This window comes from Streptomyces sp. NPDC088554 (assembly GCF_044752945.1).
Taxonomy (GTDB): domain Bacteria; phylum Actinomycetota; class Actinomycetes; order Streptomycetales; family Streptomycetaceae; genus Streptomyces.
In genome coordinates this window covers 43,830-65,754 of sequence record NZ_JBIVMF010000023.1, presented here as the reverse complement: position 1 = coordinate 65,754, position 21,925 = coordinate 43,830, and the positions used below count along the sequence as shown (strand labels likewise).

The window sequence follows — 21,925 nt, the reverse complement described above, 5'->3', positions numbered from 1 at the left end:
GAGGCCACCGCTCAGCGTTCGAAGCGGTAGCCCATCCCCGGTTCCGTGACGAAGTGGCGGGGGTGCGAGGGGTCCGCCTCCAGCTTGCGCCGGAGCTGGGCCATATAGACCCGCAGATAGTTCGTCTCCGTGCCGTACGAGGGCCCCCAGACCTCCTGGAGCAGCTGTTTCTGGCTGACCAGCCTGCCGGTGTTGCGGACCAGCACCTCCAGCAGATGCCACTCGGTGGGGGTGAGCCGGACGTCCCGGCCCTCCCGGTGCACCTTCTTGGCGGCCAGGTCGACGGTGAACCCCTCGGTCTCGACGACCGCCGGGCTCTCCTCGTCCCCGCCGACCGGCTCGGCACGCCGGACGGCGGCGCGCAGCCGGGCCAGCAGCTCGTCCATGCCGAAGGGCTTGGTGACGTAGTCGTCGGCGCCCGCGTCCAGCGCCTCGACCTTCTCGTCCGAGGTGTGCCGGGCGGAGAGCACCAGGATCGGCACCCGGGTCCAGCCGCGCAGGCCCTTGATCACCTCGACGCCGTCCATGTCCGGCAGCCCGAGATCCAGCACGACGACATCGGGGTGGCGGGCGGCGGCCAGCTCCAGCGCGCTCGCGCCGTCGGAGGCCGCGTCCACCTCGTACTTGCGCGCCCTCAGATTGATCACGAGGGCCCGTACGATCTGTGGCTCGTCGTCGACCACGAGCACCCGGGTCATAGAGGTCCGCCTTTCTGCTGTCCGGCTCATGAGAGGGCCCGGACGGATGATTCGGTTCCGGCCGGCACGGGTCCGGACGCGGCTGAGAGATTGAGGACCATGGTCAGTCCGCCGCCGGGGGTGTCCTCGGCGGCGAGGGTGCCGCCCATCGCGTCCACGAACCCGCGCGCGACCGCGAGGCCGAGACCCACGCCCGCGCCGCGCGGGGCGTCACCGTGGCGCTGGAAGGGTTCGAAGATACGATCCTTCGCCTCGTCGGGAACACCGGGGCCCCGGTCCACGACCCGCACCTCCACCCGGTCGCCGAGCGCGCTGGCGGCGACGGTGACCCGGCGTCCGGCGGGGCTGTACTTGACGGCGTTCTCGACGATGTTGGCGACCGCGCGCTCCAGCAGCCCCGGGTCGACGGCCACCATGGGCAGCGATTCGGGGATGTCCAGCTCCACGCTGTTCTCCGGTACGCCGCCGAGCGCCATCGGGACCACCTCGTCGAGGTCGATCTCACGCATCAGCGGGGTGACGGTACCGGTCTGGAGCCGGGACATGTCGAGGAGGTTGCCCACCAGATGGTCGAGGCGGTCCGCGCCGTGCTCGATTCCTTCGAGCAGCTCGGCCCGGTCCTCCTCGGACCACTCGACGTCGTCGGAGCGCAGCGAGGTGACGGCGGCCTTGATGCCCGCGAGCGGGGTCCGCAGATCGTGGCTGACGGCCGCGAGCAGGGCCGTACGGATCCGGTTGCCCTCGGCGAGCTCGCGGGCCTGTTCCGCCTCGCCCACCAGCCGCTGCCGGTCGAGGACGACGGCGGCCTGGGCGGCGAAGGCGGCGAGCACCCTGCGGTCCTCGGCGGGCAGCACCCGCCCGGAGAGCGCCAGCGCCATGTGGTCGCCGACCGGCATGTCCACGTCGGCGGCCTCGGGGCGGTCGACGGGCTGCGGTCCGACGCTGCCCGCGCGGGTCCAGGGGTCGACGTCGCTGTGGCGTTCGAGCAGCGCCACGGACTCCATCGCGAAGGTCTCGCGGACCCGTTCCAGCAGCGCGTCCAGCGCGGTCTCCCCGCGCAGCACGCTGCCCGCCAGGAAGGAGAGGATCTCGGACTCGGCGCGCAGCCGGGACGCCTGGTGGGTGCGGCGGGCCGCCAGATCCACCACCGAGGCCACCGAGACGGCCACCGCGAAGAAGATGACGATCGCGACCAGGTTCTTGGGATCGTTGACGGTCAGGGTGTGGGTGGGCGGCGTGAAGTAGTAGTTGAGCAGCAGCGAGCCCACGGCGGCGGAGGCGAGCGCGGGCCGCAACCCGCCGAGCAGGGCCGCCAGTACGGTCAGGAACAGGAACAGCAGGACGTCGTTGGCGAGCCCGAGGGTGTTGTGCAGCTCGGTCAGCAGCAGCGACAGCAGGACGGGCGCCACCACCCCGGCCAGCCACCCCGAGACGATCCGGGAGCGCCCGAGCCGCGCCCCGCGCGCCACCGGCAGCCCGCGCCCCTTGGCGACCTCCTCGTGCGTGACGATGTGCACGTCCAGGTCGGGCCCGGACTCGCGGGCCACGGTGGCGCCGACGCCGGGGCCGAAGATGTACTGCCAGGTCTTGCGCCTGCTGGAGCCCAGCACGATCTGGGTGGCGTTGACACCCCGGGCGAATTCGAGCAGCGCGGACGGGACGTCGTCGCCGATGACGTGGTGGAAGGTGCCGCCGAGGTCCTCGACCAGTTTGCGCTGGACGGCGATCTCCTTGGGCGAGGCGGCGGTGAGGCCGTCGCTCCTGGCTATGTAGACGGCGAGGATCTCGCTGCCGGAGCCCTTGGCCGCCATCCGGGCGGCGCGGCGGATGAGCGTACGCCCCTCGGGGCCGCCAGTGATGCCGACGACGATACGTTCGCGGGCCTGCCAGGTGGTGCGGATGTTGTGCTCGCCGCGGTACTGCTGGAGGTACTCGTCCACCCGGTCGGCGACCCAGAGCAGCGCCAGCTCGCGCAGCGCGGTCAGATTGCCGGGGCGGAAGTAGTGCGAGAGCGCGGCGTCGACCTTGTCGGGCTTGTAGACGTTGCCGTGGGCCATCCGGCGGCGCAGCGCCTGGGGCGACATGTCGACCAGCTCGATCTGGTCGGCGCGGCGGACCATCTCGTCGGGGACGGTCTCCCGCTGCCGTACACCGGTTATCGACTCGACGACGTCGCCGAGCGACTCCAGGTGCTGGATGTTGACGGTCGACACGACGTCGATGCCCGCCTTGAGCAGTTCCTCGACGTCCTGCCAGCGTTTGGCGTTGCGGGAGCCCGGCACATTGGTGTGGGCCAGTTCGTCCACGAGGGCGACGGCCGGGGCGCGTTCCAGCACCGCGTCGACGTCCATCTCGGTGAAGACGCTCCCCCGGTACTCCAGCTCCTTGCGGGCGACCGCCTCCAGCCCGTGCAGCATCACTTCCGTACGCGGCCGGTCGTGGTGCTCGACGAAGCCCACGACACAGTCGGTGCCGCGCTCGACCCTGCGGTGCGCCTCGGAGAGCATCGCGTAGGTCTTGCCGACGCCCGGTGCCGCGCCCAGATAGATCCGTAGCTTGCCGCGTCCCATGGCCCCATTGTCCGCCTGGTCGGCGGACGCGCCCGACCCGCCCGCCGGCCAGGCGCTCTCCCCCGCTCCGGTCATCGCGTGGAGCCACCGCCGGTCAGCTCCCGCAGGGCGATGTTGAGCGCCAGGACGTTGACCCGGGGCTCGCCCACGAAGCCCAGCACGCGCTGCTTCGTGTGCTCCTCGACCAGCCGCCGCACCTCGGGTACGGAGAGGTGGTTGCGCTCCGCCACCCGGTGGACCTGGAGCCGGGCGTACGCGGGCGAGATGTCGGGGTCGAGTCCCGAGCCCGAGGAGGTCACGGCGTCCGGCGGGACGTCGGCGGGGCGCACCGGGTGGCCGGGGGTGGAGTTGTCCCTGACGACGGCGGCCCGGGCGGCCTTCACCGACGCGATCAGCTTCGCGTTGTCGCCGGACAGGTTGGTCGCCCCGGACAGCAGCAGCCGGTACTGGGTGTTGACGCTGTTGGTGCCCAGACCGTTGGAGGGGCGCGGCTGGAACCACTTCAGGTCGGGCTCGGGGCTGCTCTGCCCCTTCTTGAGCGGCAGGTCGTAGCGCTGCCCGATGAGCGAGGAGCCGACGACCTTCCCCGCCTGCCGGACCTCGGAGCCATTGGCCTGATGGGGGAAGAGCCCCTGGGCCAGTCCGGTGACCGCCAGCGGATAGAGCACACCGCACAGGACGGTCAGGACGAGGAGGGCGCGCAGTCCGGCGCCGAGGAGCCGGGCCGTATTGCCCGCGGAGCTGTTCATGGAGGACACGCCGTTCACCCGATCCCGGGTATGAGGGAGAGGAGCAGGTCGATGAGCTTGATGCCGATGAAGGGCGCGACCAGCCCGCCGAGGCCGTAGATCCCGAGGTTCCTCCTGAGCATCCGGTCGGCGCTCATCGGCCGGTAGCGCACGCCCTTGAGAGCGAGGGGTACGAGCGCCACGATGATCAGCGCGTTGAAGATGACCGCGGAGAGGATCGCGGACTCGGGCGAGGACAGCCGCATGATGTTGAGGCGGTCCAGGCCCGGATAGACGACCGCGAACATGGCGGGGATGATCGCGAAGTACTTCGCGACGTCGTTGGCGATGGAGAAGGTCGTCAGCGCGCCCCGGGTGATGAGCAGCTGCTTGCCGATGCCGACGATCTCGATGAGCTTGGTCGGGTTGGAGTCCAGGTCGACCATGTTCCCGGCCTCCTTGGCGGCCGAGGTACCGGTGTTCATGGCCACCCCGACATCCGCCTGTGCCAGCGCCGGCGCGTCGTTCGTACCGTCGCCGGTCATCGCGACCAGCTTGCCGCCCGCCTGCTCGCGCCGGATCAGCGCCATCTTGTCCTCGGGGGTGGCCTCGGCGAGGAAGTCGTCCACGCCCGCCTCCTCCGCGATGGCCTTGGCCGTCAGCGGGTTGTCGCCGGTGATCATGACGGTCCTGATGCCCATGCGGCGCAGTTCCTCGAACCGCTCGCGCATCCCGTCCTTGACCACGTCCTTGAGGTGGATGACGCCCAGGACGCGCGCGCCCCTGTCGTCGTCCACGGCCACCAGCAGCGGTGTGCCGCCGGCCTGCGCGATGGTGTCGGTGAGCGTCCTGGTGTCCGCGGAGATCTCGCCGCCGCGCTGCTCGACCCAGGCGACGACCGACCCGGTCGCCCCCTTGCGGACCTCGCGGCGCGCGCCGTCCTCCGTGATGTCGACGCCGGACATCCGGGTCTGCGCGGTGAAGCCGACCCACTCGGCCCCGACCAGCTCGCCCCGGTGCCGCTCGCGCAGCCCGTACCGCTCCTTGGCGAGTACGACGACGGAGCGGCCCTCCGGGGTCTCGTCGGCCAGCGAGGACAGCTGTGCGGCATCGGCGAGTTCGGCCTCCGTGACGCCCTCGACCGGGACGAACTCGGATGCCTGCCGGTTGCCGAGGGTGATGGTGCCGGTCTTGTCGAGGAGCAGGGTCGAGACATCGCCCGCCGCCTCGACGGCCCGTCCCGACATGGCGAGCACATTGCGCTGCACCAGCCGGTCCATGCCCGCGATCCCGATCGCGGAGAGCAGCGCGCCGATGGTGGTGGGGATCAGACAGACCAGCAGCGCGATCAGTACGACCATGCTCTGCGCGCTGCCCGCGTACACGGCGAACGGCTGGAGGGTGACGACCGCCAGCAGGAAGACGATCGTGAGGGACGCGAGGAGGATGTTCAGCGCGATCTCGTTGGGGGTCTTCTGCCGGGCCGCGCCCTCGACCAGGGCGATCATCCGGTCGATGAAGGTCTCGCCGGGCTTGGTGGTGATCTTGATGACGATCCGGTCGGAGAGCACCTTCGTGCCGCCGGTCACGGCCGAGCGGTCGCCGCCCGACTCCCGGATGACCGGCGCGGACTCACCGGTGATGGCCGATTCGTCGACGGACGCGACGCCCTCGGTCACATCGCCGTCGCCGGGGATGATGTCGCCCGCCTCGCAGACGACCAGATCGCCGACGCGCAGCTCCGTACCGGGCACCCGCTCCTCGGTGCCGTCGCCGATCCGGCGCGCGACCGTGTCGGTCTTGGCCTTGCGCAGGGTGTCCGCCTGCGCCTTGCCGCGCCCTTCGGCGACCGCCTCCGCCAGATTGGCGAAGATCGTGGTCAGCCAGAGCCAGCCGGCGACGGCCCAGCCGAACCAGTCGCCGGGGTCGAGCGCGGCGAAGACCGTGCTCAGCACGGATCCGACGAGGACGACGAACATCACGGGCGCCTTGATCATCACCCGGGGGTCGAGCTTGCGTACCGCCTCCGGGAGGGAGCCGATCAGCTGCCGCGGGTCGAACACACCCCCGCCGGGACGTGTGGTCGGTCGAGCGGTCATGACGCCAGCCCTTCGGCGAGAGGCCCGAGCGCCAGCGCCGGGAAGTAGGTGAGACCGGCGACGATCATGATCGTGCCGACGAGGACAGCGCTGAAGAGGGGTTTGTCGGTACGGAGCGTGCCCGCCGTCCCGGGTACGGGGCGCTGCTCGGCCAGCGAGCCCGCCAGCGCGAGGACGAACACGATGGGCACGAAGCGGCCCAGCAGCATCACCAGCCCCAGGGTCGTGTTGAACCACTGGGTGTCCGCGTTGAGCCCGGCGAAGGCCGAGCCGTTGTTGTTGGCGCCCGAGGTGTACGCGTACAGGATCTCGGAGAAGCCGTGCGGCCCGGAGTTGGCCATGGAGTGGCCCGGGGTGGGCAGCGCGATGGCCACGGCGGTGAAGCAGAGCACCAGCGCCGGGGTGACGAGGATGTAGCAGGCGGCGAGCTTGATCTCGCGGGTGCCGATCTTCTTGCCCAGATATTCGGGCGTACGTCCGACCATCAGACCGGCGAGGAAGACAGCGATCACGGCCATGATCAACATGCCGTAGAGCCCGGAGCCGACCCCGCCCGGCGCGATCTCACCGAGCTGCATCCCGAGCAGCGCGATTCCGCCGCCGAGACCGGTGAACGAGGAGAGGAAGGAGTTGACCGCGCCCGTCGAGGTGAGCGTGGAGGCCACCGCGAAGATCGACGAGCCGCTGATCCCGAAGCGGGTCTCCTTGCCCTCCAGGGCGCCGCCCGCGAGGTCGAACGCGGGCCCGCCGTGGTGGAACTCGGTCCACATCATCAGCGCGGTGAAGCCGATCCAGATCAGCGCCATCGCGGCGAGGATCGCGTACCCCTGCCGGATCGAGCCGACCATCCGGCCGAAGGTGCGGGTCAGCGCGAAGGGGATGAGCAGGATCGCGAAGACCTCGAAGAGGTTGGACACGCCGTTGGGGTTCTCGAAGGGGTGGGCCGAGTTGGCGTTGAAGTAGCCGCCGCCGTTGGTGCCCAGCTCCTTGATGGCCTCCTGCGAGGCGACCGCGCCGCCGTTCCACTGCTGCGATCCGCCGAGGAACTGGCCGACCTCGTGGATCCCGGCGAAGTTCTGGATCGCCCCGCAGGCCACCAGCACCAGCGCGCCGATCACCGAGAGGGGCAGCAGGATCCGTACGGTGCCCCGCACCAGGTCCGCCCAGAAGTTGCCCAGCTCACCGGTGCGGGACCGGGCGAAGCCCCGGACGAGCGCGACCGCGACGGCCATGCCCACGGCGGCGGAGAGGAAGTTCTGCACGGCGAGCCCGCCGGTCTGGACGACCGGGCCCATGGACTGCTCGCCGTAGTACGACTGCCAGTTCGTGTTGGAGACGAAGGACGCGGCGGTGTTGAACGCCTGGTCCGCGTCGATCGAGGAGAAGCCGAGCGAGCCGGGCAGAACGCCCTGGACACGCTGGAGCAGATACAGGAACAGCACGCTCACCGCCGAGAAGGCGAGGACCCCGCGCAGATAGGCGGGCCAGCGCATCTCGGTATCGGGGCGGGCGCCGATGGCCTTGTAGATCCACTTCTCGGCCCTGAGATGCCGGGTCGAGCCGTAGACACGGGCCATGTAGTCACCGAGGGGGCGGTACGCCAGCGCGAGCGCCACGATCAGCGCCAGCAGCTGGAGCACGCCCGCGAGGACGGGGCTCATCGCTCAGAACCTCTCGGGGAAGAGAAGCGCGAGGACGAGATAGCCCAGCAGGGAGACGGCCACGACCAGTCCGACGATGTTCTCCGCGGTCATAGCTTGGCCACCCCCTTGGCGATGAGGGCCACCAGCGCGAAGACCGCGATCGTGGTGGCGACGAAGGCCAGATCGGCCATCGGGTGCTCCTGAATCGAGTACGGAAGGTCTGACTTCCTGAGGAAACCCGCTGTTCCGGCAGACCCGGCTTTCGTTGACGGTTCCCATACTCATCGGACCCCCGGCTTGACGCACTTCGTACGCCCGAACGGCTCGCCCCGCCCTGACCAGCAAAAACCGGTGGGCCGCACCCCTGATACAGGGATACGGCCCACCGGTCGCGCACAGGCGCGGGTCATACGCGAGGGGTCAGCGCACCTCGGTGATCTCGGGACCGCGCTGGAGCTGTCCCATGCCACCGGAGAAGCGCGAGCCCTCCTGCTCCTCCTGCTGGACCCCGGCGCCCTCGGCGACCATCTGGGCGTCCTCGGGCAGCTTGAGGACGATCGGGTCACGGGGCGCCATCGGTCCGTCACCGCGGACGACCACCGTGTCCCGGAAGATCTGCTCCAGCAACCCGGCGGCCTCGGGCTGCACCGCGCCCTGCCCGGAGATCACCCCGCGCAGGAACCAGCGCGGCCCGTCGACCCCGATGAAGCGCACCAGTTGGACGCCTCCGGTGCCGTCCGGCAGCTGTACGGGGACCTGGGCGCGCAGCTCCCAGCCGAGCGGGCCCTCGACCTCGTCGATGACACCGCCCTGCTCGGTGATGCCGGTGGCGATCTCCTCGCGCACCTCACCCCAGATGCCTTCCTTCTTGGGCGCGGCGAACGCCTGGAGCTGTACGGCGCTGTCGCGCACGACGACCGTGGCGGCGACGATCGCGTCGCCGGCCACCTCCACCCTCAGCTCCATGCCCTCGACCGCGGGGACGAACACGCCCCCGAGGTCCACCCGGCTCTCCTCGGGCCTGGAGACCTCGGAGATGTCCCAGGGGCCGTCGGGCCGAGGCGCCGGCGGAAGGTTCGTCCGGCGGGGGGCGTCCCCCGCCGCATCGGCGTCGGCGTCAGCGCCGGCCCCGTCGACGACCTGCTCGGTCTCGCCCGTTGCGTCCGCCGTGTCGGCGGAACCACTCTTCTTGCGACGTCCGAACACGTCACTGTCCTTCCCGGTCGGATACGACCGAAGCGTATCGATTCCCACCCTGTACCCCGCCCACGGCGGCATGACCGCCGGTGGACCCGAAGCCCCCCGTGGCCCGCGCGGAGCCGGGGAGCTCCGCCACCTCGTGGAAGCGCACCTTCTCGACCTGCTGGACCACCAGTTGGGCGATCCGGTCGAATCGCTCGAACCGCACGCTCTCGCGGGGGTCCAGATTGACCACGATCACTTTGATCTCTCCACGGTACCCGGCATCCACCGTCCCCGGAGCATTCACCAGAGCCAGGCCGCACCGGGCGGCCAGGCCCGAGCGGGGATGCACGAAGGCCGCGTACCCGTCGGGCAGCGCGATGGAGATGCCCGTGGGCAGCACCGCGCGCTCCCCGGGCGCCAGCTCGGCCGCCTCCGTGGTGACCAGATCCACCCCGGCGTCGCCCGGATGCGCGTACGCCGGAAGCGGCACCTGCGGATCGACCCGGCGGATCAGTACGTCGACGGGGGCGGCGGGCGCGGGGCTCATGGGTTCACCTCGAAGGCGCGGACGCGCCTGGCCTGGTCCGGATCGGCCATCGCCGCCCGGATCTCCTCCTGATGGCCATGGTCGATGAAGTGATCGACCTTGACCTCGATGAACAACGCGTCGGCCCGCACCGCGACCGGCCCCTCGGGGCCGCCGATCCGGCCGGTGGCCGAGCAGTAGATCTTGCGTCCGTGGACGGCGGTGACCGCCGCCTCCAGGAAGAGCAGCGCGCCGACCGGAACGGGCCGTACGTACTCGGTCTGGAGCCGTCCCGTCACCGCGATCACCCGCAGCAGCCAGTTCAGCGAGCCGAGCGTCTCGTCCAGCGCGGAGGCCAGCACACCGCCGTGCGCGAGCCCGGGGGCGCCCTGGTGGGCGGGTTTGACGCGGAACTCGGCGGTGATGTTCACACCGTCCCCGGCGCGCGTCACCAGCCGGAGTCCGTGCGGCTGTGCCTCGCCGCAGCCGAAACAGTGCTCGTAGTGCGGCCCGAGCGGCTCACCGGGCGCCGGTGCGCCGGGATGCCGTACGGGCGCCACGGCACCGGCCGGCGGCGTCAGGGGGCCCGGCCCTGTGGGGGGTCTCCCCCCGGTTGGCGCGTTACTCACAGGCGCAGACCTTACCCGCGCGGTCGCCCGCTTACCCCACCGTGCCAAGCTTGGCCCCATGGAGCCTTCCGTCGCACGCTACGACGAACGTCTGACCGCACCCCGTTCCTGGTGGGGCATTGCCGCGCTGATCTCCCTCGCGGGCGGTCTGATGCTGCTGCCGCTGGGGCCGCTGCCGCTGCTCGGCGGGCTGATCGGCGCGGGCGCCCTGGCGGCCGCCGGGGTCAGCTCGTACGGTTCCGCGCGGATCCGGGTGGTGGCGGACTCGCTGGTCGTGGGCGACGCCCGGGTCCCGGTGTCGGCGCTCGGCGAGGCCGAGGTGCTCGACAGCGAGGAGGCGCGGGCCTGGCGGCTGCACAAGGCCGACCCGCGCGCGTACATGGTGCTGCGCAGCTATGTGCCGACGGCGCTGCGCGTCCTGGTCACGGACCCGGACGACCCGACCCCGTACATCTATCTCTCGACCCGTAACCCGAAGGCGCTCGCGGAGGCGCTGACCGCCGCGAGAATCAGCCGGTCCGGCGCCTGAGGACACGGCACGTAGCCGGTCCGGCACCTGAGGACACGGCACGTAGCCGGTCGAGCCGAGGTCAGGCGGGGCCGCCCAGCTCCTTGGGCAGCCCCGGGGGGAGCTCCCCGGGGTGTTCGAGGGAGGGCAGGGCGGGCAGCGCGTCCCAGGCGATCTGGCGGGCCCGCAGGTCCTTGCGGACGTGCTCCGCGACCTTCTTGGTGTCGCGCCGGTTCATCATCGCGCCGACGGCCGCGCCGATCATGAACGGGACCAGGTTCGGCAGGGTGCGGAGCATGCGCTTGGTGATCTGCTGGCGCAGCTCGCGCTTCATGCCGCCACTGAGCGCGCCGTTGAGGGTGGACGGTCTGGTGATGTCGACCCCGCGCTCCTGGGTCCAGGAGGTGAGGTAGCCCAGGCTGCGCTCCTTGAGCGTGCCGGGCGGCCGCAGTCCGTAGACCTCGTGCAGCTCCGCGATGAGCTTCAGTTCGACCGCGGCGACGGCGGTGATCTCGGCCGCCAGCTCGGCGGGCATCGCGGGTGGTACGGGCAGCATCGCGGCGGCGCCGACCCCGGCACCCACCGTCGAGCTGGCGTTCGCGGCGCCCGCGACCAGTCTGTCGGCCAGCTCCTCGGGGCCGAGCCCCGGGAACTGCTTGCGCAGGGTCGCGAGATCGCGGACCGGGATCCGGGGCGCGTTCTCGATGATCCGGTCGGCGAGATGGCCGAGCGCCGCCCTGGCGCCCTCACCGCCCCTGCGCACGCCCCGTTTGACGCCGTCCAGGCGTCGGCCCCCGGTCACGGGGCCTCCGCGGTCGTCCTGGGCGGCTTCGAGCGAGGCCGGGAGGCCCCGCTCGTCCTTGTGCGCGCCGTGCTGGGGCAGCAGGGCGGCGGAGTGCTCGGCAGCAGGCTGTACGCCCTCTGCCGGGCCCGTGCCGCCCTGATACGCCTCCGGTGAACTCTTACGCCGGAAGCGCCGTTTCCGGGGCGGGGTGTCGCCTGCCACGGCCGGCCTGACCTCAGTCGCAGTCTCGGCAGATGGGCTGGCCGTTCTTCTCCCTGGCCAGCTGGCTGCGGTGGTGCACGAGGAAGCAGCTCATGCAGGTGAACTCGTCGGCCTGCCGGGGCAGGACCCGGACGGACAGCTCCTCGTTGGAGAGATCCGCGCCGGGCAGTTCCAGGCCCTCCGAGGCCTCGAACTCGTCGACGTCGACGGCCGAGGTCGACTTGTCGTTCCGACGGGCCTTCAGTTCCTCAAGGCTGTCCTGATCGACGTCGTCATCGGTCTTGCGTGGGGTGTCGTAATCCGTTGCCATGTGTCGCTCTCCCCCTCCGGGTATCTGTGGTGTCTCAGCGCGGGTAACGCGTGAGAGGCCGGACTTGTGCCCGACCTGAGGCGGAGATTTTGCCTCACATCAAGGTCTGTTACTCAATCGACACCCAACCGGACTCACGAGGAGTGACCGGTCTCGGGTGGCGATGGGGACCGTACACCGTCCCCGGGTTGTCGCTGCACGGGCGCCACCCCGTGTACTTCCCGTAATCCAGGCACCCGGAAACCCGGACTTTACCGGCTTTCCGATGAAGCCCCGATCACGCAGAGTGGGGCGACGGGAATTCGATCCTGTGATCGATCACACATACCCCTCCCGGGAATCGCTCCCGGGAATTCCGCGCAAAGCGAACAAAATCTTTGCCTCGCACATCACTGCGCGCAGTCTCTCAGACCGGCAGAGTGACGCGCATCACGAGACCACCACCCTCGCGCGGTTCCGCGAGGATCCGGCCACCGTGGGCGCGCGCCACGGAGCGGACGATCGAGAGTCCGAGGCCCACCCCCCGGTCGCTGCCCGTACGTTCCGTACGCAGCCGCCGGAACGGCTCGAAGAGATTGTCGATCTCGTACGCCGGGACGACGGGACCGGTGTTCGACACGACCAGGACCGCCTGGCCCTGCTGGATCTCCGTGGTGACCTCCACCCATCCCCCTTCGGGGATGTTGTACCTGACGGCGTTCTGCACCAGGTTCAGCGCGATCCGCTCCAGCAGGACACCGTTGCCCTGGACGACCGCCGCCGCGCACTCGGTGCGGATCTCCACGCCCTTGGCCTCCGCCTCGGAGAGCGCCTGATCCACCGCCCGGGTGGCGACCTCGGCGAGGTCGACCGGTTTCCGCTCCACGATCTGGTTGTCGCTGCGGGCGAGCAGCAGCAACCCTTCCACCAGTTGCTCGCTGCGCTCGTTGGTGGCCAGCAGCGTCTTGCCGAGCTGCTGGTACTCGATCGGCGCCCCCGGATCGGAGAGATGGACCTCCAGCAGGGTGCGGTTGATCGCGAGCGGGGTCCGCAGCTCGTGCGAGGCGTTGGCGACGAACCGCTGCTGCGCGGTGAAGGCGCGCTCCAGCCGCTCCAGCATCTCGTCGAAGGTGTCCGCCAGCTCCTTCAGCTCGTCGTCCGGGCCGTCCAGCTCGATCCGGCGCGCCAGGTCGGACCCGACCACCCGGCGGGCGGTACGGGTGATCTTGCCCAGCGGCGAGAGGACACGGCCCGCCATCGCGTAACCGAAGGCGAACGCGATGACGCTCAGCCCGACCAGCGCGAAGAGCGAGCGGCTGAGCAGATCGTCCAGCGCCTGCTGGCGCTGGTGGTTGACGCAGGTGTTCATCGCCTCGTTGAACTGCTCCGGCTGCGCCGTCACGGGGAAGTTGCAGGCGTCGCTGCTGACCTTGCCGCTGACGATCTTGAAAGGCAGCTCGCTGCCCACGTGCAGGGCCTGCGCGGCCAGCATGTAGATGATCGACAGCAGCAGGATGCCGGCGATCAGGAACATCCCGCCGTACAGCAGCGTCAGCCGTATCCGGATGGTCGGGCGCACCCAGGGGAGCGTCTGTTCCGGCCGCCTGGGGTCCCAGGTGGGCTTCGGGGGCGTCGTGGGGGGCGCCGGGGTGGCTGCCACCCGCATCAGATCCGGTATCCGGAGCCGGGCACGGTCACGATGACGGGCGGCTCGCTCAGCTTGCGGCGCAGGGTCATGACCGTCACGCGCACCACGTTGGTGAACGGGTCGGTGTTCTCGTCCCAGGCCTTCTCCAGCAGCTGCTCGGCCGAGACGACCGCGCCCTCGCTGCGCATCAGGACCTCCAGGACGGCGAACTCCTTCGGCGCGAGCTGGACCTCCTTGCCGTCCCGGAAGACCTCACGGCGGTTCGGGTCGAGCTTGATCCCGGAGCGCTCCAGGACGGGGGGCAGCGGCACGGTCGTACGGCGCCCGAGGGCGCGTACCCGGGCGGTCAGCTCGCTGAAGGCGAACGGCTTGGGCAGATAGTCGTCCGCGCCCAGTTCGAGCCCCTCGACCCGGTCGCTGACATCGCCGGAGGCCGTGAGCATCAGGACCCGGGTGGCCATGCCCAGCTCGACGATCCTGCGGCAGACGTCGTCGCCGTGGACGACGGGCAGGTCGCGGTCGAGCACCACCACGTCGTAGTCGTTGACCCCGATCCGCTCCAGGGCCGCTCCTCCGTCGTACACGACGTCCACGGCCATGGCCTCCCGGCGCAGTCCGGTGGCCACCGCATCGGCGAGCAGCTGCTCGTCCTCGACGACGAGTACGCGCACGTCGTTGTTCCTTCCTCTGGGCCCGTCACCCGCTGACCGGGACAGGTTGTAGCACTGACTGTGTGGCCCCATCCTGCCTCTGACGGCCATAAACCGGCGGTAAGACGATGCGGGTGACCTGGGACGTCCGGGAGAGCGCCGGATTTATCGCGCGCCCGAGGTTTCTCGGGGACGGACCCGGGGGAAGACGACTTCACACCCGAGATCACGCCCTGTTTGTGGCATGCCACACCCTTATCTGCCCCCAGATAGCTGTTCTCCAGTGGACAGAGGGTTTCTGATCTTCCCGCCGTCGGCACCTCCCAGTGCCACTGACCCACGACGAGGGGGCGCAATGGACGCGTTCACCGCCGGGCTTCTGCAGCGCATAAAGGCCACGGAGACAGATCTGACCCATGCCCGCGAGACGGGCGACGACTTCCTCGCGGATGTCGAACAGGAAGAGCTGGAAGACCTCCGTCGGCTCGCCGCCGAACACGGTGTGGAGGTCGGCGCCGCGAGCGTCTGACCCCGCACATCCGTGTTGTACGGCCGAGTCGTACAGCCCGTACAGAGCCCGTACAGAACAGAGCAGCACCACCGAGCAGTATCCGGAAAGAGCCGCGAACGACGTGTGGAGGGCCCCGCAGCCACCTTGGGTTCCAGGGGACGGCGCCGGGGCCTTCCGTGCGCCCGTGTGCGGTCGTGGTCAGTCGTGCCAGGCGCCGTGCTCCTCCAGCAACGCCTGAAGGGGCTCGAAGACGCCCTGAGCGGCCGCCACGGTCAGTTCGAAGCCCGGAGGGCCTCCCGGGCGTCCGCCGGTCCGCGCGCCCGCCTCGCGGGCGATGAGGGCCCCTGCCGCCAGGTCCCAGGGGTGCAGCCCGCGCTCGTAGTAGCCGTCCAGCCGGCCCGCCGCGACATCGCAGAGGTCGACGGCGGCCGAACCACCGCGCCGGATGTCCCGCAGCAGCGGGATCAGCCGCTGGGCGACCTCCGCCTGGTGGGCACGGACGGTGCTGACGTAGTTGAAGCCGGTGGAGACCAGCGCCTGTTCCAGCGGCGGGGCCGGGCGGGCGGAGATGCTCCGGTCGCCGAGGAACGCGCCGCCGCCCAGCACCGCGCGGAAGGTCTCGCGGCGCATCGGGACCTCGACGACCCCGACGAGCGTCTCGCCGTCCCGTTCGGCGGCGATCGAGACGGCCCAGGTGGGCAGGCCGTACAGATAGTTGACGGTGCCGTCCAGCGGGTCGATGACCCAGCGCACCCCGCTGGAGCCGGCCGAGCCGGCCCCCTCCTCGCCGAGGAAGCCGTCGTCGGGACGGTGCTCGGCCAGATAGCCGGTGATCAGCTTCTCGGCGGCGATGTCCATCTCGGTGACGACGTCGACGGGGCTGGACTTCGTGGCGGCGACGGCCAGGTCGTCCGGCCTGTCGTCCCGCAGCAGCGCCCCGGCCCGGCGGGCGGCCTCCAGGGCGAGGGCGAGCAGCTCGGCGGTCAGGGCGTCGGACGCGGTCGCGTCGGTCACTGCGGGCTCCTTCAGGCGTACGGGCTGTCGGCGCCCGCGGCCGCGGGCTTGGGCGCGCGGGCCGGGCAGCAGCCGACCGGACAGAGGTCGTGGCCCGCGCCGAGCGCGCCCAGGGCGCAGCGCTCGACCTCCAGCCCTCGTTCGACGGCGGCGCGCTCCAGGAGCAGGTCGCGTACGGCGGCGGCGAAGCGCGGGTCGGCGCCCACGGTGGCCGAGCGGCGGACCGGGAGCCCCAGCTCGGCGGCCTTGGAGGTGGCCTCGGTGTCCAGGTCGTACAGGACTTCCATGTGGTCGGAGACGAAGCCGATGGGGGCCATCACCACGGCCGGGACGCCCTCGTCGCGCAGCGTCTCCAGGTGGTCGCAGATGTCCGGTTCCAGCCACGGGATGTGCGGGGCGCCGCTGCGCGACTGGTAGACGAGGCGCCAGGGGTAATCGATCCCGGTCTCCTCGCGGACCGCGTCCACGATCACCCGGGCGACATCGAGGTGCTGGGCCACATAGGCGCCGCCCCCTCCGTGCTCCTCGACGGGTCCCGAGGTGTCGGCCGAGGCGTCCGGGATGGAGTGGGTGGTGAAGGCGAGGTGCGCGCCCGCGCGGACCTCCTCCGGCAGGTCGGCGAGCGAGGCGAGCACGCCGTCGACCATGGGGCCCACGAAGCCGGGGTGGTTGAAGTAGTGGCGCAGCTTGTCCACCCGGGGCGGGGTGAGCCCTTCGGCCTCCAGCGTGGCGAGCGCGCCCGCGAGGTCCTCGCGGTACTGGCGGCAGCCGGAGTAGGAGGCGTACGCGCTGGTGGCGAGGACGGCGATACGGCGGTGGCCGTCCCTGGTCATCTCGCGCAGGGTGTCGGTGAGGTAGGGCGCCCAGTTGCGGTTGCCCCAGTGGACCGGCAGGTCCACGCCGTGTCCGGCGAAGTCCTTGCGCAGGGCGTCGAGCAGGGCGCGGTTCTGTTCGTTGATCGGGCTGACCCCGCCGAACAGGAAGTAGTGCTGGCCCACTTCCTTGAGCCGCTCCTTGGGGATGCCACGGCCCCGGGTCACGTTCTCCAGGAACGGAACCACGTCGTCCGGCCCCTCGGGGCCTCCGAAGGACAGCAGAAGGAGAGCGTCGTACGGGGAATTCGCGTGCTGTTCCGGCATGTGCCGAATCCTGCCATCCGCCTCCGGCCACGCGACAGCAGCCCCGGCCGCCCGCGCGGAAACCCGGGGCGCCGGGCCCGTACACGGCCGTAAGCTGTCGGGCCAGATTCATTCCTTACGGAGCATCCGTTGCCCAGTTCCTACAGAGCGATCTTCGCCGTCCCCGGCACCAGGAAGTTCAGCGCCGCCGGTCTGATCGGCCGGCTGCCGCTGGCCATGATGGGCATCGGCATCGTGACGATGATCTCCCAGCTGACCGGCCGGTACGGACTGGCCGGGGCCCTCTCGGCGATGCTCGCCATGTCGGCCGCGGTCCTCGGGCCGTGGATCTCCCGGCTGGTCGACCGGCACGGCCAGGCCCGGGTGCTGCGCCCGGCGACGCTGATCGCGGTGGCGTCGGTCGCGGGGCTGCTGCTCTGCGCGCAGGGGGGCGCGCCCGACTGGACCCTGTTCGTCTTCGCGGCGGGCGCGGGCGCGGTGCCGAGCCTGGGCGCGATGGTGCGGGCGCGGTGGGCGGCGATCTACCGGGGCGCCCCGCGCGAGCTGCACACCGCGTACGCCTGGGAGTCGATCGTCGACGAGCTGTGCTTCATCGTCGGCCCGATCGTCTCCATCGGGCTCTCGACGGCCTGGTTCCCGGCGGCGGGGCCGCTGCTGGCGGCGGTGTTCCTGGTCGTCGGGGTCCTCTGGCTGACGGCGCAGCGCGCCACCGAGCCCGTACCGCAGCCGCGTGAGCAGCACACCGGGGAGTCCGCGCTGCGCTCCCCGGGGCTGCGGGTGCTGGTGGCGACCTTTGTGGCGACCGGGGCGATCTTCGGGGGCGTCGAGGTGGTGACGGTCGCCTTCGCCGACGAGCGGGGCCACAAGGCCGCGGCCAGTCTGGTGCTGGCGGTCTACGCCCTGGGGTCGTGTCTGGCGGGCGTGGTGTTCGGGGTGCTGCATCCGGCCGGGCCGCCCGCGCGAAGGTGGCTGGTGGGTGTCTGCGCGATGGCCGTGAGTATGATCCCCCTCCAACTGGCCGGGAACCTGCCGTTTCTGGCCGTGGCGCTCTTTGTCGCGGGCCTGTCCATCGCACCGACGATGGTGACCACCATGGCCCTTGTCGAAGCGCATGTACCGCGCACCAAGCTGACCGAGGGCATGACCTGGACCAGTACCGGGCTCGCGGTCGGCGCGGCGCTCGGCTCGTCCGCCGCCGGCTGGGTGGTGGACGCGGCCGGGGCGAGGGCGGGGTACACGGTGCCCGTCGCGGCGGGCGCGGTCGCGGCCGTGGTGGCGTTCCTGGGGTATCGCCGGCTGCGCGGGCCGGTGGCGATTCGGGGAGGGCGCGGGGCGGATGACCAGGAACCGGACAAGCACGACGAGCGGCACGTGGCGTAACTGGGCGGGGACGGTCACGGCCAGGCCGGCGCGGACGGTCGCCCCGGCCTCGGTGGCGGAGCTGACCGAGGTGGTACGGCGGGCCGCCGAGGACGGGCTCGGGGTCAAGGCGGTCGGCACGGGCCACTCCTTCACCGCCACCGCCGCCACCAGCGGTGTGCTGATACGCCCGGATCTGCTGACGGGTATCCGGGAGATGAACCGGGCCGCCGGTACGGTCACGGTGGAGGCGGGCACCTCGCTGAAGCGGCTGAACGTGGCGCTCGCCAGGGAGGGGCTGTCGCTCACCAACATGGGCGACATCATGGAGCAGACCGTCGCGGGCGCGATCTCCACCGGCACCCATGGCACCGGCCGCGACTCGGCCTCGATCGCCGCGCAGATCCGCGCCCTGGAGATGGTCACGGCGGACGGTTCGCTGCTGCGCTGCTCGGCCGAGGAGAACCCGGAGGTCTTCGCCGCCGCCCGGATCGGGATCGGAGCGCTGGGCGTGGTCACCGCTGTCACCTTCGCGGTGGAGCCGGTCTTCCTGCTGACGGCCCGTGAGGAGCCGATGACTTTCGACCGGGTCACGGCCGAGTTCGATCAACACGTCGCCGAGAACGAGCACTTCGAGTTCTACTGGTTCCCGCACACCGGCAACTGCAACACCAAGCGCAACAACCGCAGCGCGGGCCCCGCCGCCCCGCCCGGCCGCGTCGGGGCCTGGATCGAGGACGAGTTCCTCTCCAACGGCGTCTACCAGCTGGCCTGTTCGCTGGGCCGGACCGTGCCCGCGACGATCCCCGCCCTCGCCAGGATCTCCAGCCGCGCGCTCTCCGCCCGTACCTACACCGACATTCCCTACAAGGTCTTCACCTCACCGCGCCGGGTGCGGTTCGTGGAGATGGAGTACGCGCTGCCGAGGGAGACCGCGATCGAGGCGCTGCGCGAGGTCAGGGCGATGATCGAGCGCTCGCCCCTGAAGGTGAGCTTCCCGGTGGAGGTCAGGACCGCCCCCGCCGACGACATCACGCTCTCGACGGCCTCGGGCCGGGAGAGCACCTATATCGCGGTGCATCTGTACCGGGGCACTCCGCACCGCTCGTACTTCACCGCCGTGGAGCGAATCATGACCGCGCACGGCGGCCGCCCGCACTGGGGGAAGATCCACACCCGGGACGCGGAGTATCTGGCCACGTCCTACCCCCGCTTCGCGGAATTCACGGCGGTACGGGACCGGCTCGACCCGGACCGGCTGTTCGGGAACGACTATCTGCGGCGGGTCCTGGGCGACTGAGCCCCGCCCTCCCGCCACCCGCGGTCACCGGCCGCCGGAGGTGCCCGTTCCGGTGTCCTGCCCGGTGGTGGCGCCGCTGTCGCCGCCGGCCGTCGCGCCCCCGGAGGCGTCGGAGGCGGTGGGCGTCGGCGTGGAGCCGGCGGAGGGCGTCCCGCCCCCGGAGCCCGAGGTGTCCGAACCGGTGGCGGCCGGGGTCGGCGTGGGCGACGGGTCCGTGGCCCCGCTGTCCTGGCCGCTCCCCGTGCTCGGCCCGGCGTCGGGCGACGCGCTCGCGTCCGTACCGGCGCCGCCCGGAGTGGCGGTGGCGTCCGGTGTCCGCTCCCGGCCCGGCTCCGGGGAGGACGTGACCGCCGGATCCGGGTGGGGTACGGACCGGGCGGCGCCGCCTCCGACGACGGAGCCCACGGTCGTACCGGCGCCGCCGCTCAGGTCCTGGCCGGAGATCAGCTCGTACCCGGTGATACCGGCCATCGCCGCCCCGAAGACGACAGCGGCCGCGACGACGGGGCGTTTCCAGCCGCGGACCCGTGTGCCGTGTGTGGTGGCCCGGCCGAACTCCCCGTCGGCCCCGGCCGGGTCGGGGGCGTCCGGCTCACGGCGCGCGGCCCGCGGGGTCCGGCGCCCGCCCTGCCGCGCGGCCTGGACGGTGGCCTCTCTGAGCTGCTCGCCGGTGCGCCGGAACAGATGCTGGAAGACCGAACCGCCGCAGGTGGCGACCACGCTGACCACGCCCGCGCCGATGATCGTGCCGTACACCCCGAGCCGGGAGGCGAGCACCGCCGCCGCGACCGCCGCGAGCGCGCTGCCCGCGACCTGCGGCACGTTCAGATCAAGCCGCCGCTCCTTCCGTACCCCGTTCTCTTCCGCCCGTGTACCGCTGCCCAGCCCCTGATCCATCTACCGTCCCCGCTTGTCCATCTGTCCCGCCTTGCACCAAGAAGGGACAACTGGGCGAAACGGAAAGTTCCGGTTTTGTGGATTCTGTGAAGCAGGACACCCGCTCATGGATGTTCCGGTGTCCAACCGCCCAGGCCGAAGAGAAATCGGGCGGCGCGCCGTCCACCCGCGTGGCCCGAATGGAGTACTGTGGCGAGCCCTGGGGCCGGACTCCCTCATGGGCGTCCGGGACCTACGGGAAGGGGGCCGAACGTGGCACTCGATCCGGCGGAGCCGCGGCACCGTACGGACGCCTGCTGCTCAGAGTGACGATTTCCGTCACCCTGCGTCGCAACGGGGTACCGTGCCACCGGCGATCCAGGGCATCATGTCCGACACGCCGGGCAGCACGGAAAGGTTGTGGCAGGCTGCACCCGGGCAGGCCACACTCGACTAGCGGAAGCAGCGACGCACGTGACGTCGGCAGGCACCACCCGGGAGGTCCCCATGCCCGAACTGCGTGTCGTGGCCGTCTCCAACGACGGCACACGACTGGTGCTCAAAGCTGCCGACAGCACGGAATACACGCTGCCGATCGATGAGCGGCTCCGTGCCGCCGTCCGCAACGACAGAGCCCGCCTCGGTCAGATCGAGATCGAGGTCGAGAGCCATCTCAGGCCCCGTGACATCCAGGCGCGGATACGAGCCGGTGCCTCCGCCGAGGAGGTCGCCCAGCACGCCGGGATCCCGGTGGACCGGGTCCGTCGCTTCGAGGGACCGGTGCTCGCCGAGCGCGCCTTCATGGCCGAGCGGGCCAGGAAGACCGCCGTGCGCCGCCCCGGCGAGAACACCGGACCCCAGCTCGGCGAGGCCGTACAGGAGCGTCTGACGCTGCGCGGCGCCGAGAAGGAGAGCGTCCAGTGGGACTCCTGGCGTCGCGACGACGGCACCTGGGAAGTCCTGCTCGTCTATCTGGTCGCCGGTGAGCCGCACTCCGCGAGCTGGACGTACGACCCGCCTCGGCGGCTCGTCCAGGCCGTGGACGACGAGGCGCGCGCGCTGATCGGCGACACGGACGACACGGTCACCACGAAGGAGCCGAGCTTCCCCTTCGTACCGAGGATCGCCCGGCTGCCGCGCGACCGTTCCCTCGACCGTCCGATGGACCGGCCGGGCGAGCCGGACGAGACGAGCGAGCGGGACTCCCTGACCAGCCTGCTGGAAGCGGTGCCGAGCTTCCGGGGCGACATGGTGGTGCCCGATCGCGCCGCCCCGTCCGAGCCCGGCGAGAGCGACCCGGACGACGGCCCCGACGCCGAGGAGCCGGTGGCGCCCGCCGCCTCGGCCGGATCGGCGTACGCGGACGTGCTGATGCCGCGCTCGGTCGCCGGTCACCGCGACCGGCTCACCGGGACCACGGACCGGCAGGCCGAGGCCGATGGCGTACGTCCCGGCAGACGGGCCGCGGTACCCAGCTGGGACGAGATCGTGTTCGGCACGCGCCGCAAGAAGCAGGACTGACGCGGGCCTACGCAGGAGTAGCACGT

At 71.2% G+C, this 21,925-nt stretch carries 21 protein-coding genes; 5 read left to right on the top strand and 16 right to left on the bottom strand.

Annotated features, from left to right (window positions below):
- Positions 1–11: 11 nt before the first annotated feature.
- From ACIP8W_RS24785 to ACIP8W_RS24745, 9 genes are all read right to left on the bottom strand, one after another.
- On the bottom strand, positions 12–698 hold the full coding sequence (locus tag ACIP8W_RS24785; RefSeq protein WP_401949367.1) for a response regulator: 687 nt from the start codon (positions 696–698) through the stop codon (positions 12–14).
- A gap of 26 nt (positions 699–724) precedes the next feature.
- The gene (locus tag ACIP8W_RS24780; RefSeq protein ID WP_401949365.1) at positions 725–3,268 is read right to left on the bottom strand and encodes an ATP-binding protein; all 2,544 of its coding nucleotides are present in this window, start codon (positions 3,266–3,268) and stop codon (positions 725–727) included.
- A gap of 71 nt (positions 3,269–3,339) precedes the next feature.
- A complete protein-coding gene (locus ACIP8W_RS24775) occupies positions 3,340–4,017 on the bottom strand; it encodes a potassium-transporting ATPase subunit C (protein ID WP_401949362.1) in 678 nt (225 codons plus the stop codon).
- A 14-nt stretch (positions 4,018–4,031) separates the two neighbouring features.
- On the bottom strand, positions 4,032–6,095 hold the full coding sequence (gene kdpB, locus ACIP8W_RS24770) for a potassium-transporting ATPase subunit KdpB (protein ID WP_401949359.1): 2,064 nt from the start codon (positions 6,093–6,095) through the stop codon (positions 4,032–4,034).
- A complete protein-coding gene (kdpA, locus tag ACIP8W_RS24765; protein ID WP_401949356.1) occupies positions 6,092–7,756 on the bottom strand; it encodes a potassium-transporting ATPase subunit KdpA in 1,665 nt (554 codons plus the stop codon). Before kdpA ends, kdpB begins: the two co-directional genes overlap by 4 nt.
- A gap of 3 nt (positions 7,757–7,759) precedes the next feature.
- Positions 7,760–7,849: a K(+)-transporting ATPase subunit F gene (kdpF, locus tag ACIP8W_RS24760; protein WP_388244487.1), complete on the bottom strand. Its 90-nt coding sequence runs from the start codon at positions 7,847–7,849 to the stop codon at positions 7,760–7,762.
- Between the two features lie 309 nt (positions 7,850–8,158).
- Positions 8,159–8,944 (bottom strand): DUF3710 domain-containing protein, encoded by a 786-nt coding sequence (locus ACIP8W_RS24755; protein ID WP_401949353.1) that lies wholly within the window; start codon positions 8,942–8,944, stop codon positions 8,159–8,161.
- Between the two features lies 1 nt (position 8,945).
- Positions 8,946–9,470, bottom strand: coding sequence for a dUTP diphosphatase (gene dut, locus ACIP8W_RS24750; protein WP_401949350.1), 525 nt, complete (start codon positions 9,468–9,470; stop codon positions 8,946–8,948).
- Positions 9,467–10,009, bottom strand: coding sequence for a PaaI family thioesterase (locus ACIP8W_RS24745; RefSeq protein WP_401949347.1), 543 nt, complete (start codon positions 10,007–10,009; stop codon positions 9,467–9,469). The genes dut and ACIP8W_RS24745 overlap by 4 nt, the downstream gene beginning before the upstream one ends.
- 127 nt (positions 10,010–10,136) lie before the next feature.
- Between ACIP8W_RS24745 and ACIP8W_RS24740 the strand changes: the two genes are divergently transcribed.
- Positions 10,137–10,607, top strand: coding sequence for a DUF3093 domain-containing protein (locus ACIP8W_RS24740; protein WP_401949344.1), 471 nt, complete (start codon positions 10,137–10,139; stop codon positions 10,605–10,607).
- A gap of 61 nt (positions 10,608–10,668) precedes the next feature.
- Here ACIP8W_RS24740 and ACIP8W_RS24735 read toward each other — a convergent pair whose 3' ends face one another.
- The 4 genes from ACIP8W_RS24735 to ACIP8W_RS24720 all read right to left on the bottom strand — a co-directional run bounded on the left by ACIP8W_RS24735 (position 10,669) and on the right by ACIP8W_RS24720 (position 14,200).
- Positions 10,669–11,592 (bottom strand): hypothetical protein, encoded by a 924-nt coding sequence (locus tag ACIP8W_RS24735; protein ID WP_401949341.1) that lies wholly within the window; start codon positions 11,590–11,592, stop codon positions 10,669–10,671.
- Between the two features lie 13 nt (positions 11,593–11,605).
- Positions 11,606–11,902, bottom strand: coding sequence for a DUF4193 domain-containing protein (locus ACIP8W_RS24730; RefSeq protein ID WP_401949338.1), 297 nt, complete (start codon positions 11,900–11,902; stop codon positions 11,606–11,608).
- A 406-nt stretch (positions 11,903–12,308) separates the two neighbouring features.
- Positions 12,309–13,541, bottom strand: coding sequence for a sensor histidine kinase (locus ACIP8W_RS24725; RefSeq protein WP_401949537.1), 1,233 nt, complete (start codon positions 13,539–13,541; stop codon positions 12,309–12,311).
- Between the two features lie 5 nt (positions 13,542–13,546).
- On the bottom strand, positions 13,547–14,200 hold the full coding sequence (locus ACIP8W_RS24720) for a response regulator transcription factor (RefSeq protein WP_401949335.1): 654 nt from the start codon (positions 14,198–14,200) through the stop codon (positions 13,547–13,549).
- A 334-nt stretch (positions 14,201–14,534) separates the two neighbouring features.
- Here ACIP8W_RS24720 and ACIP8W_RS24715 point away from each other — a divergent pair, with 334 nt between their 5' ends.
- Positions 14,535–14,708 carry a hypothetical protein gene (locus ACIP8W_RS24715; protein WP_401949332.1) on the top strand — a complete coding sequence of 58 codons (174 nt, stop codon included), beginning with the start codon at positions 14,535–14,537 and terminating at the stop codon, positions 14,706–14,708.
- 180 nt (positions 14,709–14,888) lie between these two features.
- On the opposite strand, the gene ACIP8W_RS24710 is transcribed toward ACIP8W_RS24715, so the two are convergent.
- The gene (locus ACIP8W_RS24710; protein WP_402152400.1) at positions 14,889–15,704 is read right to left on the bottom strand and encodes an inositol monophosphatase family protein; all 816 of its coding nucleotides are present in this window, start codon (positions 15,702–15,704) and stop codon (positions 14,889–14,891) included.
- A gap of 11 nt (positions 15,705–15,715) precedes the next feature.
- Positions 15,716–16,843: a ferrochelatase gene (locus ACIP8W_RS24705; RefSeq protein ID WP_402152403.1), complete on the bottom strand. Its 1,128-nt coding sequence runs from the start codon at positions 16,841–16,843 to the stop codon at positions 15,716–15,718.
- A gap of 129 nt (positions 16,844–16,972) precedes the next feature.
- Here ACIP8W_RS24705 and ACIP8W_RS24700 point away from each other — a divergent pair, with 129 nt between their 5' ends.
- Positions 16,973–18,223: an MFS transporter gene (locus ACIP8W_RS24700; RefSeq protein ID WP_401949325.1), complete on the top strand. Its 1,251-nt coding sequence runs from the start codon at positions 16,973–16,975 to the stop codon at positions 18,221–18,223.
- Positions 18,180–19,502, top strand: coding sequence for a D-arabinono-1,4-lactone oxidase (locus ACIP8W_RS24695; protein WP_401949322.1), 1,323 nt, complete (start codon positions 18,180–18,182; stop codon positions 19,500–19,502). Before ACIP8W_RS24700 ends, ACIP8W_RS24695 begins: the two co-directional genes overlap by 44 nt.
- A gap of 24 nt (positions 19,503–19,526) precedes the next feature.
- On the opposite strand, the gene ACIP8W_RS24690 is transcribed toward ACIP8W_RS24695, so the two are convergent.
- Positions 19,527–20,399: a hypothetical protein gene (locus ACIP8W_RS24690; protein ID WP_402152409.1), complete on the bottom strand. Its 873-nt coding sequence runs from the start codon at positions 20,397–20,399 to the stop codon at positions 19,527–19,529.
- Positions 20,400–20,852: 453 nt separating this feature from the next.
- On the opposite strand from ACIP8W_RS24690, the gene sepH reads away from it, so the two are divergent.
- The gene (gene sepH, locus ACIP8W_RS24685; protein ID WP_402204651.1) at positions 20,853–21,899 is read left to right on the top strand and encodes a septation protein SepH; all 1,047 of its coding nucleotides are present in this window, start codon (positions 20,853–20,855) and stop codon (positions 21,897–21,899) included.
- Positions 21,900–21,925 lie beyond the last annotated feature (26 nt).

Bases quoted from the DNA above. Each gene is read 5' to 3' on its own strand.
- ACIP8W_RS24785 (WP_401949367.1), bottom strand. From the start codon at position 698: ATGACCCGGGTGCTCGTGGTCGACGACGAGCCACAGATCGTACGGGCC.
- ACIP8W_RS24780 (WP_401949365.1), bottom strand. From the start codon at position 3,268: ATGGGACGCGGCAAGCTACGGATCTATCTGGGCGCGGCACCGGGCGTC.
- ACIP8W_RS24775 (WP_401949362.1), bottom strand. From the start codon at position 4,017: ATGAACAGCTCCGCGGGCAATACGGCCCGGCTCCTCGGCGCCGGACTG.
- kdpB (WP_401949359.1), bottom strand. From the start codon at position 6,095: ATGACCGCTCGACCGACCACACGTCCCGGCGGGGGTGTGTTCGACCCG.
- kdpA (WP_401949356.1), bottom strand. From the start codon at position 7,756: ATGAGCCCCGTCCTCGCGGGCGTGCTCCAGCTGCTGGCGCTGATCGTG.
- kdpF (WP_388244487.1), bottom strand. From the start codon at position 7,849: ATGACCGCGGAGAACATCGTCGGACTGGTCGTGGCCGTCTCCCTGCTG.
- dut (WP_401949350.1), bottom strand. From the start codon at position 9,470: ATGAGCCCCGCGCCCGCCGCCCCCGTCGACGTACTGATCCGCCGGGTC.
- ACIP8W_RS24740 (WP_401949344.1), top strand. From the start codon at position 10,137: ATGGAGCCTTCCGTCGCACGCTACGACGAACGTCTGACCGCACCCCGT.
- ACIP8W_RS24730 (WP_401949338.1), bottom strand. From the start codon at position 11,902: ATGGCAACGGATTACGACACCCCACGCAAGACCGATGACGACGTCGAT.
- ACIP8W_RS24715 (WP_401949332.1), top strand. From the start codon at position 14,535: ATGGACGCGTTCACCGCCGGGCTTCTGCAGCGCATAAAGGCCACGGAG.
- ACIP8W_RS24705 (WP_402152403.1), bottom strand. From the start codon at position 16,843: ATGCCGGAACAGCACGCGAATTCCCCGTACGACGCTCTCCTTCTGCTG.
- ACIP8W_RS24695 (WP_401949322.1), top strand. From the start codon at position 18,180: ATGACCAGGAACCGGACAAGCACGACGAGCGGCACGTGGCGTAACTGG.
- ACIP8W_RS24690 (WP_402152409.1), bottom strand. From the start codon at position 20,399: ATGGATCAGGGGCTGGGCAGCGGTACACGGGCGGAAGAGAACGGGGTA.